This window comes from Leptospira ainazelensis, from assembly GCF_016918785.1.
Taxonomy (GTDB): domain Bacteria; phylum Spirochaetota; class Leptospiria; order Leptospirales; family Leptospiraceae; genus Leptospira; species Leptospira ainazelensis.
Genome location: NZ_JAFFPT010000073.1, coordinates 14,955 through 29,222, shown reverse-complemented (window position 1 = coordinate 29,222; position 14,268 = coordinate 14,955). Strand labels below are relative to the sequence as shown.

Genomic DNA, 14,268 nt, shown 5'->3' with positions numbered 1-14,268 from the left:
AGAGGAAGAAAGAGAGTCGCAGGGTCCGCAAAAACCCTTGATTTTTCCCCCCTTCCTTTTAGTTTGCACTTTATGGAATGGGAAAAGATACTCAGAGACTCCGTTAAGGACAATAAGATCAAGGAGTTGCATCTCAGAAAAGTCCCGACTCTCAAGACGTGTGACGACTGGAGCAAGGTCAGAGAAATCGGACTGATCGATCATAAGACCAAATACGCTCACTACAAAGGTGGTCTGGTAAAATACGGAGAGGCTCTTTTTTTCGTGACCGACGAAAGACTCCAAGCGATTGCTCCCTATCGCAAATGGGAATTCAAAGGAAAAATCAAAGTAGAAGAATGATTCTTCCACATCTTTTTCGAGCTTTCGAGCTCGGAAAATGAGATTCGTTTTTTTCTTCGTATCTCGTTTCTTCTGTTCCCTTCCTTTTGATTCTTCCGCCGTCCGAATTATCGATTTATATTTCCGTCTTTAAATTCCAGCCCCGGAAACAATTCTACAAAGGTTGTTTTGTAGATTCTTACAAAAAGAAACAAAAACTAAAAGTGTCCTTATCCGAGGGGAGCGCTTTTCTACGTCTTGTGGAATACACTCATTGCCAATTTTTGGGAGAGTTTTTTGTCGCGAAAAAAATTCGAAGTCCATTGATTGGCTTTGAAAAGCCTCGCCAATTTCGGATTGCGAGTATGTTTTCGGAGAATTTTGTTTTATAAGCAGTTGCGGACGGAAGAATCGCCGTTTCACAAAAGCAAAAACGAAGGATAAGAATTGTCGAGAATCGGAATTTTTAACGAGTGAGATTAACGATCAGATTCAGCTTTTCGGAAACGGTGATCACGTCTTGCACCCGATTCTTATCCACAAGAACCGCAGTCGGCCCGATCTCGTCGAGGACGATCTTCTTGCCTTTGATTTGGCCCAAGAGGAGTTCCATCGTATTTTGATCCTTGGTGCGAACGAGCACGCAGTCTTCCGTGATATCCACAACGGGAAGGTTTCCACCCCAGTCTTCCAATAAGAAAAGAAGGTTTTGCGCGAGATCCGCTTTGCTGGAAGTTTTTAAAAAATCGATAAACTCCGCCGGTTTGTATCCAAGAAGAATTCCGAGTTGGAACGCTTCTTTCGTGAGAACAAACGTATAAACTCGGTCGTAGTCCTTGAGTTCGGTAAATGCTTTGAGAAGATGAAGTCCGTGAATCGAAACCCGATCCGGAAACGCAATGATCGTAAAGTCCGGATTGATCGTGATTCCGCCCTTTTCCGTTTTGTGAGACAATTCTCCTGTTTGGAAAAAGTATTCTCCCAGTTTGGAAAGGGTCAAAAAACGATTCGGATATTCGATTTCCAAAAGCCCGAAAAGATGAAGATAGAAAATTCCGCTCATGATTTCCTTGCGGAGTTCCGCGAGGTCGGATTGGAAATTCTTAGTTCTAAATCCGGGAGAAAGAATCATGTGTTCCCGAATGATATTGGAAAAGATCACGGAAAGATGAATTCGTTTCGCCTTGATGATCAAACTCACACACTTATCGAGAATGAGTTTATCGTAAAAAGGCATCTCGGTCGCGGTAAACACTTCCGCGGGAATGACACGTTTCATTCTCGCTTCGTTGACCTCGTGTACGACGAGTTTCATAATTTCAAAGATATCTTTTTCTATAAATCCGCTCACGTCCCCTTTGAGGACGATATTCTCACCTTTGATGTCCACGAGGTTCAAAAGTTTAAGAACGGGTAGAATGAGCTCCATCTGATAGATCTGGCTTTTTTCAGGAAAAATTCCGATATCGGGATTGAGAAGTTCCTGTTCCGTTCTTTTGTGATCGGCTTGTTTTACCTTTCCCGATTTTGCAAGAACGAGTCCTTTACGGCTGATATAAGAAATCAATTTTTTCGTGTTGAGAAAGAAATCGAGATCGTTGGCCGCTAGTTTTTCGGTTCTTTGTTTTGTTCCTTTTTTTACGGAAGGAAGAATCGGATGGGTTTGAACGTATTTTAGAATTTCATCGGGGATCGCAAATACACGAACGAACTTTTCGTCGACAAAACATACGTCTACGACCATTCCCTTTGCGATGAGAGCCGGAACTACTTGTTCGTATTTTCCGCGACTGGTGACGACGTAGCTACGAATGTCTTCCGCCTCCGAAACACCCCCGCTCAGATAAATCCGCACCAAGGTGTCTCTTTCCAGATCCGCGAGAGATTGCAGATTGAGATCGATCCCTTCTTCGGAAGTCGCGATCGAGTAGAATTTTTTGATCGAGTCGACTTGTTTTGGAGACTTTACGGCAGTCTTCCACTCGTCCGGAATTTCGGTCGTTTTTTTCCGATCGAGTATTTTCTCCAGGGAAATTTTGTATTTATCCCCTTTGAGATTCTGTTCGAGAGGAACAAGATCGGAGATCTCTTCAAAAGCATGATATTTATCTAAATTGTTTGTAAGCCTTTCGCGGTTTTTTCTCTGATAGACGAGCTGATATTTGCGAAGAAGATTGAGTTCCATCTCGACGTTGATCGGAGGAATGTTCACCTTGCGGGAAATTTCCCCCAAGGTCAGAACGTTTTTATTCTTAAGAATGCTTGTATAGATCGTAACCTGAAGCTGAGTGAGTTTTTCCAAAACTCCTTTCAGATAAAATTCATCCTGAAAGATCTCGTAGAGATAGGTTACGTTTTTGTTTTTTTCTTTGTAGGGAAGTTTGGCTAGATTCCAGAGGGTGGCGACTTTCTTCAGGTCGTTGAGTTCAAGTTTATCGAGTTCCTGAAGTAATACTGAATCGCTACTCATAGAGAAGATACGCCCGCGGAGGTGTATTTTATTTAGTCATAATCAGAATTTGGCTTCGTTCGTAAACAAAAAAGCGGTTTCCTCTCGCAGACAACGCCCATTTTTTAAGCCTCCTTTCTGTAGTTGTCTTTTGAAAGGAAGTTCAAAACATTTGTGAATATGGCCGGATTTTTTGATTCCCTGAAAATGGGTTTTGGCGGTGCCTCCCGTATCTTAAACAGCGGTTTTGTATTCTCTACAAAAACCCTTCTTCTCTTAAAAGATCTCGCTTTGGGCGGAGGTTCTTTGGAAACCTTTCCCATCCGACTCAGGGAAGCCTTTGAAGACCTCGGGGCCACCTATATCAAATTAGGTCAGTTTATCGCTTCGGCTCCTTCTTTGTTCCCCGACGAGTTTGTAAACGAAATGCAAAAATGTTTGGACTCGATCCGTCCGATCCCCTATTCTTCGATCGAAAAAATCATCCGCAAAGAACTCGGCGGTCAACTCACCGATCATTTTTACAGCGTCGAACCGATCCCAATCGCCTCCGCCTCCATCGCACAAGTGCACGCTGCCGTTACAAAAGACGGACTCGACGTCGTAATCAAGGTCCAAAGACCGGATATAGAAGCCACATTGTCGGCTGATTTGAATCTGATCTACTTTGCCTCCGTTCTTTTTGAAAGGTTCGCGCCGGGTCTCAGCAAATCCGGAATCTCCGATATGGTCGAACAGTTCCAGAGCTCTATATTAGAAGAAATTGATTTTTATAAAGAAGCCGATAACATAGAAGAATTTGAAAGAGAACTTCTTTCTATGGGAGAAACCAGGGCGAGGGTTCCGAAAGTTTACAGGGAACTTTCGACGAAAAAAATTCTTACGATGGAACGTTTTTACGGGGCGCCCATCACGGACGAACAATCGATCCGAAGATATTCTTCCGATCCTCAAAAAACCCTGACCGAGGCTCTGGAAATTTGGTTTTCCACTCTTGCGAGAAACGGTTTTTTTCACGCGGATGTACATGCAGGAAATCTAATGATTCTTCGGGACGGAACCGTAGGTTTTATCGATTTCGGAATCGTGGGAAGAATTTCGCCTCGAGTCTGGGACGGCCTGATGATCTTTTTAGAGGGCTTAAGCCTCAATCGAACCGAAAAAATCGCGAAAGGTTTGATCCAGATGGATTCCACGGCGAAGGGAATCGACGAGAAAAAACTTTCCAAGGATTTGGAAGCGGTTTTCTCGCGTATGACGGAAATGGTGATGAAACTTCAGATGGGAGATTTGGAATCTCTCGACGATAAAAAATTAAACGCGATCCTTTTCGAGTTCCGTGAAATTTCCCTTCGCAACGGGCTCAAAATTCCGAAAGAATTCGGACTTCTGATCAAACAGATATTATACTTTGATCGATACGTAAAGACGATGGCTCCCGATATCGATCTCATCCGAGACCGAGAAAAATTTCTGATATGACCATTTTGTTAAACGAATTGAAAAAAGGTCAAGAAGCCTCGATCGTATCTCTCGTCCACGAACCCGACAAAGAAGATCTTTTTCGAAACATCCTAGACATCGGACTTTTGCCGGGAGTGAAGGTTCTCGTATTGGAAAGATACGAATCTCAAAAAAAAATTATCCTTAGGGCGGGCGAAGTCGAAATTGCGATCCGAGAAGGAGAAGCCGCATTGATCCGAATAGGAGACGTCAAAAATGGGTCATTCTAACGTAGACACGAATTCGAAAACATCCCGGGTTTTAATGACGGGCAATCCGAACTGCGGTAAAACTACCCTCTTCAATCGCCTAACAGGACTTAGACAAAAAACCGGAAACTATCACGGCGTAACCGTGGAAAAAGCGGAAGGGATTTTAGGACACGGAGAAAATTCCCTAAAGGTTTTGGACCTTCCGGGCGCCTTTAGTCTCGGCGGAAACGCGGAAGACAAACAAGTCACAAGTCGCGTTTTGATTGCTCACGAAGAAGGAGACCGGATTCTTTTTGTAATGGACGCTTCTCTTGCGGAACGATCCCTTCAGTTTTTACTTCAAATTTTAGAATTGAACGTTCCCGTTTTGGTCGCGGTGACGATGAGAGACGTTCTGGAAAAAAAAAGGGTCAGTCTTGATCTCGACGTCCTTTCGCGTGAATTCGGAATTTTATTTCAATACGTAAATCCGAAAAAAGGGGAAGGAATCAAGGAGCTAAAAAGTCTTCTTGTTTCTCCGGGCGCGTTTCGTCTTCCGATCAAATCCTTTCAGTGGGATAACGAGCGCGAAAAATTCGTCCATCGTCTTTTAAAATCATTCTCTTCGGAAGATTCCAATTCTCTAAAGTTCGTTTTGATAAACGCGCTCAAAGAACTTTCCGGAGAAACCTTACAAAAAGGGCTCCCCGGTCTTTCCCTCCTTCCGGAAAAATCGCAAACGTTTGTAAAAGAACGGCTTGCGGAAACAAAACTGAAGTTTACCTATCTGGAAGAACTGACCCAAAAATCGATCTATATCAAAAAAGTCTTGGGTTCTGCGATCTCGGGAACTTCGCTTAACAACGAAAGCCTCCTTTCCGGAGTGGATCGGATTCTTCTTCATCCTTTTTGGGGAGTTCTTTCCTTTTTGGGAATCATGGCTCTCGTATTCCAAGCTTTGTTCACCTGGTCCGAAGTTCCGATGGACTGGATCGAGTCAAACGTTCAGAACGTAGGAACTTTTGTAGGAATTTATTTTGCGGAAGGTCCGTTACGATCGCTCGTACAAGAAGGGATCATCGGAGGAGTCGGAGCCGTCCTCGTTTTTATTCCGCAGATCAGTCTTTTGTTTTTCTTTATCGGAATTTTGGAAGAGACGGGTTATATCGCGAGAGCTTCGTTTGTGATGGACCGTTTTATGAGTAAGTTCGGTCTTTCCGGAAAATCGTTTATTCCACTTTTATCCTCGGCGGCTTGTGCGGTTCCTGCGATCATGGGAACAAGGACGATCGAAAATAAAGCCGACAGGATCACAACCATTCTTGTTTCGCCGCTTATCACGTGTTCGGCGCGTTATCCGGTATACATCCTCGTTATTGGTGCGGTTTTTCCCGCCGGCGCGGTCTGGGGAATTTTCAGCATAAAGGCATTGGCGCTTCTCGGACTTTTTCTACTCGGAATGATCGCGTCGATGCTCGCCGCTCTGGTCTTTAAAAAGACTTTTTTTCGATCGGATTCTTCTTACTTTTTGATGGAACTCCCCGCATACAACACCCCTTCTCTCAAAAGTTTAGGAATTACAGTATTCAAAAAATTGAAAGCGTTTTTGAGCACGGCGGGAAAACTCATTCTTTTTATCTCTATTCTTCTTTGGTTCCTCGCAAACTATCCGAGAATCGACGCCTCGAAGTTTCCGAACTCAACCGAATCGGAAGTAAAAAAAATCCAGATTCGAGAATCCTACGCGGGAGAAATGGGAAAATTTATGGAACCCGTTTTAAAACCGATCGGCTTTGACTGGAAGATGGGAATCGGAATCATCACTTCCTTTGCCGCGAGAGAGGTTATGGTATCGACCCTTTCCATCATCTACGGAGTCGGAGGAGAAAAATCGGAAGACGATCTCAAGGAAGCGATTCGAAAAGACGTCGATGAAAATGGAAAACCGGTTTGGGGACTACGAAATTCGGTGAGTTTACTCCTTTTTTTCGCGTTTGCCTGTCAGTGTATGTCCACACTCGCGGTCGTAAAAAAAGAAACTAATTCCATGTTCTGGCCTTTGTTTCTTTTTGGATACATGACAATTTTAGCATATACCGTTTCTTTTCTCGTTTTTCAGACCTGGAATTTGTTTTCCTAAATCGGATCGATGTTTAAAAAATTGCCTTTAAATCTCAGGATTTTCTCGGCCTACACCTCGGGATTTCTGATTCTTTTCCTAGTCTACAGACTCTTTTTTTTGGGAGTTTTTTTTTCCAAAATAGAATCAGCTCCGTTTTCGGAAATTATCCTCAGTTTTTTAGTAGGAATCCGATTCGACCTTTCCGTTTGCGCCATGCTCCTCGGACCTTTTTTGATTCTTTCCGCGTTGCATCCTCTCAATCGATGGAGGATCTATACTCTTTTCTGGGGACTCGGTCCGATTCTTCTTTTTTTCTGGGCCATCGCCCACCTCGTGGGAGACATTCTCTATTTCGGAGAAACAAACAAACACCTGGGTTACGAAGGATTTGTATTTTTAGGTGTAGAATTTTTTGTGATTCTCAAATCTTTTTTTGTTGGGAATCCGATTTTGGCCTTTGTCTCGACGATTTTCATCGTCACCGCTCTTCCTCTCACAACCGTTAGATATATTCAAAAATCATACTATGTTTATATTCCTGAAATTCGAAAAAAAGAACTTTTTCAACTTCTCTATATTCCGCCTCTTATCTTCTTATTAATTCGTGGCGGATTTCAGCCCAGACCCTTGAGGCCGAGCGACGCGATGACGTCGAAGACTCATCTAATAAACCAATTGGCCCTCAACGGAGTTTTTACTTCGATCATGGATTTAAAAAATCAATCCATTCCTCCCAACTTGGTCGTCCCGTATGCGCAGGCGATCGAAACCGTAAAAAAGGAGATTCAATATCCGGGAGCAAAATTCATCTCTCGGGAGTATCCTCTTCTTCGTGAAACGGAAGAAAAAAATCCTGAAAAACCGCCTAACATCGTTTTGATTCTCCTGGAAAGCTGGACCGGAAAATACGCATTTTCGAACGGAAGTTTTCGCCCCGAGGGAAAGTTAGTAGCGCCCCATTTCGAAGAACTCGTTAAAGAAAGTGTCTACTTTACATCATTTTTTGCCAGTGGAGGAAGAACCACCAACGGTCTTTTATCCACGTTAACCGGAATTCCGGACGGTCCCGGATTGACGGTCGTTAGAAGTCCCCTCGTTCTCAGTCGTTTCGGGGGACTGGGAACCGTATTAAAATCGATCGGCTATCAAACCCTCTTTGTTCACGGAGGAGACGTGGGTTTTGACAACATGAACTTTCTTTTCCCGCACTGGGGATTCGACACGATTATAGGTCAGGAACATTTCGACGGCCTCAAAAAATACAAACCGGGCCCGTGGGGTTATTACGACGGTGATTTGTTAAGCGAACTTCATGAAACCCTAATGCTTCAGAAATCCCCTTTCCTCGCCGTAACCTTGACCCTGACGACACACTATCCTTATCAAACGCCGAACCCGAGCGACAAAGTTTTTTCGAATGAGCTTGAGGAAGCGGACTATTTCAACGTCTATCACTATGCAGACGAGGCGATTTATTCTTTTTTACAAAAGGCAAGAAAGGCTCCGTATTTTAAGAATACAATTTTTGTCTTTGTGGGAGATCACGCGCACCATCGAAACCTAGACTACTTCGAAGACAGGAACATTCCATTCTTGATCTATGCTCCCGGAAGAATCACTCCCAGGATGGATTCAAGAATTTCCTCTCAACTCGACGTCATTCCAACCATCCTTGGAATCGTCGGAAAGAAGGTTCGATTTTCGGCGATGGGAAGAGACCTCTTGGATCCGGGGCTAAGCGGAGGAACCGCCTATTTTGCATTCGGGAATCTTTTCGGTTGGATCGAAGACAACTGGATCTTTTATAGTTTTACCGATAAGATCCGAAATTCTTCCTTTTCCATCACGCCTCGAATCGGAGAAACCGAAGAATGTAAAAACAATCCCGTAAAATGCGAATCGTATCATATCAAAGCAAAATCATTTTGGAACTTAAGTTATGAGCTGATGAGCCGAAATCTTATATATCCGCCAAAAAATTAGAAAACGAAGTAAACCATGACATTTCAAAAAGAATTCTCAATCTCAAATAACGTGATCGTCGGAAACGAACACCCTCCCGTAATCGTCGCCGAAATCGGACTCAATCACAACAACGACGAAGAGATCGGCAAACGAACGATCGCCGCCGCCAAAAAAGCCGGAGTCCAAGCCGTGAAGTTTCAATCCTATGTAACTGAAGAATTTATAGACGTCGCGAATCCGGACGCGAAAGTCCTCGTGGATATATTCAAAAAATATGAACTATCGGAAGCAATGCACAGAAAATTTCAAAAGGCTGCGGAAGACGAAGGATTGATTTTTTTTTCCACTCCCCTCTGCGTGAGTTCCCTTCAACTCCTCGTAAGTTTGAAAGTTCCCGCGATCAAGATCGCAAGCGGGGACGTTACAAACAAGATTCTTTTGAGAGAGACGGCTAAAACAAAACTTCCCGTAATTTTATCTTCAGGCGCCGCGGATTTTTTTGAAGTCAACCGAGCCGTTTCTTTTTTGGAAGAGGAAGGAACGACCCAACTTTGTCTTTTACATTGTGTCTCCCTCTATCCGACTCCTCCCGAAAAGGCCAATCTGAGAATCATAGAAACATTCCAAAATCTTTATGCGTTTCCGATCGGATTTTCCGATCATACCGGGGGAAGTGTCGCCGCGACGAGCGCCGTTTCGCTGGGAGCGACTATGATCGAAAAACATTTTACGTTGGATAAGAATTTGGACGGACCCGATCACGGAATCTCGGTGGATCCAAAAGAACTCAAAGAACTCTGCGATTCTTCGCTTCTAGCCTGGAAGATGAGGGGAAACGGAGAAAAGAAGCCCTGGAAAGAAGAAACGAGTGGAAGATTTTTTGGAAGAAGAGCTTTATACGCGGATAAAAACGGAGATCCGATCGCGCTCAGACCGGATCTTACGCAAAAAAGCTCCGGTTTTTTGGATTCCTGGGAAATCGAAACCGCAAAACATCTCAAAACGACACCCGGCAAGCCGTTTCATGTATAAGAATTTCATAATTTACAAATATCAAATTCGCTTATCAAAAATATTTTTTTTGATTCTACTTTCCACAGCGTCGATCGTAGGCGCTCCCAATTTTGGAAACTTCGGGTCCGAAGTGGACTTTATCGACTTTGGAAGATGGACGACCGCGCCGTTTAGTTATTCCGTATCCTCCGCATTTTCAGCCGAATATGGAGGTTTTAATCTTTTTGATTCCGATCAACAGACACATTGGTATTCTTCCAATCAACCGGGAAACGAATGGATCATCGTGGACTTCGGTTCGAAACGTCTGATGAACGGTCTTGAAATCACGGTTCCTCTTTTTCGAAAAGAGAGAGCCGTAAAAAAATACGAGATTCAGGTTTTGATCCGTGACGAATGGAGAACCATTCTTACGAATGAAAAAGTGGAACTCGTCAATTTTCACAAACTCGAAAGTCTGGACGCTTCCGTGGTAAGAATTCTTTTTCCGAATACGACCGAACGCGGCGTAGTAATCAGCGATCTAAAACTTTTTCTCAATCAGAAACTTTTGAACGGAATCGAAAATCGTCTCAGAGGATATTCATTTCCCGTGACCGGCGGACTCATTCCCACGTTTGATTTTCAACTTCCAAACGCCCCTCGGGTCTATCGAAACGGAGTGCATAAGGGAATTGATATATACAAAAAAAAAGATATAGAAGGTCAAATTCGTAATCTAACCTTTGAAGACGAAGCGGTGGCTCCGGGAGACGGGATCGTCGTACGCGCGGATCATTCGTATTCTCCTATGACGCTTGCCGATTACGAATATCATACCGCACAATCGCATAAAGGAACTGTAACGTATGTGGAAAAAGATTTCGGAGGAAGACAGGTCTGGATCGATCACGGAAACGGAGTGATGACGAGTTTCAATCATCTTTCTTCGATCAAAAACAACGTTCGAGTGGGAAGTAAAATCAAACAAGGGGAAAGCCTAGGAACAGTCGGTAACTCGGGTTTGGTGGAAGAAGCCAAGGGCACAACGGACAACATTCATCTTCACTTCGAAATCTGGGTGGATGGAGAATTTTTCGGGAATGGACTTTCTCCGACACAGGTTCGCAAGTTGTTGCAGTTCTTTTTTAAACGAAACGGCGGAGATTAAGAATATCGATTCTCTTTTTGAATATAGAACTGGAAAAAAATAATTTTCAAGGAAGTGAAAGGTCTCAAACAAATCGGCCGGGGTATAAATTCTCTGTTAGATCTCAGTCTAAAACTTAGTAGGAAATTTGTAGGAGCTATTACAAGGGCCCTTTCATTCTGACTTTTATAATTTTTCTCCGGATTGGTCGATTAAAACGCAGGAGTTCCCACAGATTACGTCTCTATCGGTTTAGGCGCCTTCGCAACAGACCAATTTTGATAAATTCTCATGGGAGTTCCCACATTTTTGTGAAACTCGTCGCTATCTTTTATTAGCGCCAGACTGGCATGGGACGAACCCTTTACGTTCGAATCAAAACACAAACTCCGCGCTTTTTAAGATCCCCTTGCACCTTTAAGACATTTCCAGCTGAGGAAGTTTAAAATTTTAAAGAAAAAAAATCGAAATATCGGGCCTTGTAGTTTTAGTCCTCAAAAAATCTTCTTCGCAAAAACTCCTGCATCAGAAAATCCACACTACACGTAAAAACGGCGTATAATTTTCAAATTCCATTCTTAAAAAGGAAATCTTCAAAGAAAACAATTCTTTGGATCCCTCGATTCTCTTAATAAGGAGCAAATTCGTATTTCATTGAATTCTAATGTAATCACTAATCCCCTCTTCCAAATTTATATCTCAAAATTTTCCAGAAAAACCACTACTCAAAGATTGAGTACACAAACACGTTTCACAAACACATTCAAAATGCCGAATGCAACGCTTTCGCTACGCTTAACATCTGTGTACCAATCTAAAATTTTCTAAAAAAATTTGAAAAGGGATTGTACTTTCTTTCCGATATTTGATTATGTCCCGTATTGTAAATTCGGTGGAGATCCGCTATGCCAGAGCAGTTGCAGAAAATCATTAATAACGTTCGGGAATTTTTCACGACCCTGGACACGACCAAAAAGCTCATCCTCGGAGGAGTCGCGTTAACCGTCATCGTAGCGATCGGAATCCTTTCTACGATTTCTCTGCAAAAAAACCGAGTCGTCCTCTTCAAAGACCTCACGAGCAAAGATTTCGCCGAGGTCACAAAAAAACTGGATTCACTTGGATATCCTTACGGAACCTCGGATACAAGCATAGTAACCGTAGACCCGGAACAGAGACAAGAGATCGTGACCAAACTCGCGCAGGAAAATTTGATTCCCGCGGGGGTTCAAGGCTGGGAACTTTTTAACGTAGATAAATTCACGGAAACCCAGTTTGACAAGGACATCAAAAAGTATCGAGCTCTCAAAGGAGCCATCGAACAATCCTTGATGACACTTCGTTCGGTTGACAAGGCATACGTCAACATCGCATTTCCCGAAGACGAACTTTTTAGCTCAAACGCATCGCCTGTTAAAGCTTCCGTAATTCTCCATTACATTCCGGGTGTGGAATCCCTTTCCAGAAAAGAAGTCAAAGGGATCGTAAACTTAATCTCCAGAGCCGTTCCTAAGTTAAAACCGGAAAACGTAAGCGTCGCGGACGCGGACGGAAAGATCATCAGCGACTTCGAAGAAGACCTGGAAAAGGAAAGACTCGAACTTAGAATCGTTCAAGAAAAGTTAAGAATCGGAGAAGAACAAAGAATCCAGAGATTGATCGACATGAGAAACACCCTTCGTTGGTTGCTCGGCGGCGAAGAAAGAGTCGATATCACTCGTTTTGAATACAACTTAAACTGGGACAAAGAATCCTTTAAAGACAACTCAGTGTCTCCCGTTGTTGCGATTCCCGATAACCCAAATACTCCTTATTCGGAATTAAAACTCGTGGACGGTTATTCTTTGAAAGTTTCCTCCAAGGAAACAAAAGAAGATTTTAAAGGAAGAGGTTTCACACCGGACGGACCAGCCGGAACCGAACCTAACATTCCTCCGGGCTACAAAGACACCGACTATCAAAAATCCGAATATAGCAAATCCGAAAACATCAACAATTACGAATTCAACAGAAGAGTTTCCGAAGTTCAAAAACAACCTTGGAAAGTCGAAAAGATCAACCTCTCCGTAGTGATCGACGGAATGTGGGAAAAGAAAGAGAAAGAAGACGGAACCGGATACGAACGCAAATACGTTCCCATCTCCGACGACGAACTCAGACAGATTCGTAAAAACCTCGAAGCCGCAGTCGGACTCGATAAGGCAAGAGGCGATCAGATTTCAGTAATCACGATTCCGAAAGACAGATCGGCTCAGTTTGCGGCGGAAGACGAAGAACTCCGCAAACAAAAGGCGATCCGCCAAATGATCATCGCATCCTTGATCATCATTCTTCTCCTGATCGTAAGCATCCTGGTTTACAGAGCGGTTAAAAAAGAGATCGCAAGAAGAAGAAGACTCAGAGAAGAAGAACTCGCAGCTCAACAACAGATGATGAGAGAAGCGGCCCTTCGAGTGATGGACGAAGGCGGAGCGGAAGTCGAACTCTCACTCGACGAAAAGTATCGAAGAGAACTTCTCGAAAACGCGATCAACCTCGCAAGGGAAAAACCGGAAGAAGTCGCGCAACTTCTCCGCACTTGGCTCTCTGAAGAGGAAGCAAGCTGATGAATTCCCTGTCCTCCAGACAGAATAGAGCGGGAAGCCTTCTCCGGATTCTGGGAGAACATCTCCCTCCGGAAGTCTACCGTCACTTAGGTCCGGAGACGACGGGGAAACTTCTCGAGACGTTTCACAAAACGGGAAAACCCGATTCCAAAGAAGAGAGAGAGATTCTCTCTTCCTTCTTGGGGTCTCTTTCTAAAATCCAGAAAGAGGAGAATATAGATCCGGAAAGTCTCAACTTGATCCGAGAACTGGAAGCCCTCCTCAGAGAAGAAAAAGAAGAAAGAGATCTTTTACAAGAGCTAAAGACAAAAAACGCGGAAGAAATTTCCAGGATCGTCTCGGGTGAGAATTCGGACATGATCGCCTTGGTTCTCTGTTTTGGAGAACCGGACGCGGCCGCCTCGGTGTTAAACGACTTTCCGGAATCCCGGAAGGAAGAAATCCTGATTCAAATTCACGATCTCGACCTTTCCAGCGAATACGAGAAGAATCGTCTGGAGCGTTTTCTCAAGTTCAAACTTGAGGCCTTAGCGCTCGAAGAAAAGAGCCTTCCGACTCGAAATCAGAGGGGAAAAAAGGCTGCGGACCTTTTGGGAAGACTCAATCCGGGAGATTCTCAAAAAATCTTTGATCGAATCCGCGAGAAGAGACCTGGTTTTGCCGAAAATATAATTGAACACTTCTTTCGGATGGAGGATCTTTTATTCTTGGAAAGAGAACCGTTGAACAGGTTCTTCTCTTCCTTTCATCCGATCGTTCTCGCCTGTGCACTCAAAGGTACGGAGACGGAAATCCAACTCCGGATTCTTGAAAAATTAGAACCGGCATTGAGTGCCTCGATTCGTCTGGAATCGGATTCCATGGGTCCGATCAGCCTTGCGGAGATGGAGACGGCTCAGAATGGAATTCTCGAGAGACTCAGGGAAGAGATCGAAGAAGGAAGTATCAAATTTTGGAGAGCGACTTAA

Annotated in this window: 10 protein-coding genes; 9 read left to right on the top strand and 1 reads right to left on the bottom strand. The window is 43.7% G+C overall.

Annotation, left to right across the window (positions count from 1 at the left end):
* The first annotated feature begins 72 nt into the window (after positions 1-72).
* On the top strand, positions 73-342 hold the full coding sequence (locus JWG44_RS18390) for a hypothetical protein (RefSeq protein WP_100784506.1): 270 nt from the start codon (positions 73-75) through the stop codon (positions 340-342).
* Positions 343-787: 445 nt separating this feature from the next.
* Here the strand turns inward: JWG44_RS18390 and JWG44_RS18385 are convergent, their stop codons facing one another.
* On the bottom strand, positions 788-2,791 hold the full coding sequence (locus tag JWG44_RS18385) for a helicase (protein WP_205276464.1): 2,004 nt from the start codon (positions 2,789-2,791) through the stop codon (positions 788-790).
* 159 nt (positions 2,792-2,950) lie between these two features.
* Between JWG44_RS18385 and JWG44_RS18380 the strand changes: the two genes are divergently transcribed.
* The 8 genes from JWG44_RS18380 (at position 2,951) to JWG44_RS18345 (ending at position 14,268) form a co-directional block, all read left to right on the top strand.
* Positions 2,951-4,252, top strand: coding sequence for an ABC1 kinase family protein (locus tag JWG44_RS18380; RefSeq protein ID WP_205276463.1), 1,302 nt, complete (start codon positions 2,951-2,953; stop codon positions 4,250-4,252).
* Entirely contained in the window at positions 4,249-4,503 is a 255-nt protein-coding gene (locus JWG44_RS18375) for a FeoA family protein (protein ID WP_205276462.1), read from the top strand. The genes JWG44_RS18380 and JWG44_RS18375 overlap by 4 nt, the downstream gene beginning before the upstream one ends.
* Positions 4,490-6,604, top strand: a complete 2,115-nt coding sequence (gene feoB, locus JWG44_RS18370) for a ferrous iron transport protein B (RefSeq protein ID WP_205276461.1) — start codon at positions 4,490-4,492, stop codon at positions 6,602-6,604. Before JWG44_RS18375 ends, feoB begins: the two co-directional genes overlap by 14 nt.
* Positions 6,605-6,613: 9 nt before the next feature.
* A complete protein-coding gene (locus JWG44_RS18365) occupies positions 6,614-8,569 on the top strand; it encodes an LTA synthase family protein (RefSeq protein ID WP_205276460.1) in 1,956 nt (651 codons plus the stop codon).
* Between the two features lie 15 nt (positions 8,570-8,584).
* Positions 8,585-9,583 (top strand): N-acetylneuraminate synthase family protein, encoded by a 999-nt coding sequence (locus JWG44_RS18360; RefSeq protein WP_205276459.1) that lies wholly within the window; start codon positions 8,585-8,587, stop codon positions 9,581-9,583.
* The gene (locus tag JWG44_RS18355) at positions 9,576-10,715 is read left to right on the top strand and encodes a peptidoglycan DD-metalloendopeptidase family protein (protein WP_205276458.1); all 1,140 of its coding nucleotides are present in this window, start codon (positions 9,576-9,578) and stop codon (positions 10,713-10,715) included. The genes JWG44_RS18360 and JWG44_RS18355 overlap by 8 nt, the downstream gene beginning before the upstream one ends.
* 884 nt (positions 10,716-11,599) lie before the next feature.
* Positions 11,600-13,300, top strand: a complete 1,701-nt coding sequence (gene fliF / locus JWG44_RS18350; protein WP_205276457.1) for a flagellar basal-body MS-ring/collar protein FliF — start codon at positions 11,600-11,602, stop codon at positions 13,298-13,300.
* Positions 13,300-14,268, top strand: a complete 969-nt coding sequence (locus JWG44_RS18345) for a FliG C-terminal domain-containing protein (protein WP_205276456.1) — start codon at positions 13,300-13,302, stop codon at positions 14,266-14,268. The genes fliF and JWG44_RS18345 overlap by 1 nt, the downstream gene beginning before the upstream one ends.

Bases quoted from the DNA above. Each gene is read 5' to 3' on its own strand.
- fliF (WP_205276457.1), top strand. From the start codon at position 11,600: ATGCCAGAGCAGTTGCAGAAAATCATTAATAACGTTCGGGAATTTTTC.
- JWG44_RS18385 (WP_205276464.1), bottom strand. From the start codon at position 2,791: ATGAGTAGCGATTCAGTATTACTTCAGGAACTCGATAAACTTGAACTC.
- JWG44_RS18360 (WP_205276459.1), top strand. From the start codon at position 8,585: ATGACATTTCAAAAAGAATTCTCAATCTCAAATAACGTGATCGTCGGA.
- feoB (WP_205276461.1), top strand. From the start codon at position 4,490: ATGGGTCATTCTAACGTAGACACGAATTCGAAAACATCCCGGGTTTTA.
- JWG44_RS18345 (WP_205276456.1), top strand. From the start codon at position 13,300: ATGAATTCCCTGTCCTCCAGACAGAATAGAGCGGGAAGCCTTCTCCGG.
- JWG44_RS18375 (WP_205276462.1), top strand. From the start codon at position 4,249: ATGACCATTTTGTTAAACGAATTGAAAAAAGGTCAAGAAGCCTCGATC.
- JWG44_RS18390 (WP_100784506.1), top strand. From the start codon at position 73: ATGGAATGGGAAAAGATACTCAGAGACTCCGTTAAGGACAATAAGATC.
- JWG44_RS18365 (WP_205276460.1), top strand. From the start codon at position 6,614: ATGTTTAAAAAATTGCCTTTAAATCTCAGGATTTTCTCGGCCTACACC.
- JWG44_RS18355 (WP_205276458.1), top strand. From the start codon at position 9,576: ATGTATAAGAATTTCATAATTTACAAATATCAAATTCGCTTATCAAAA.
- JWG44_RS18380 (WP_205276463.1), top strand. From the start codon at position 2,951: ATGGCCGGATTTTTTGATTCCCTGAAAATGGGTTTTGGCGGTGCCTCC.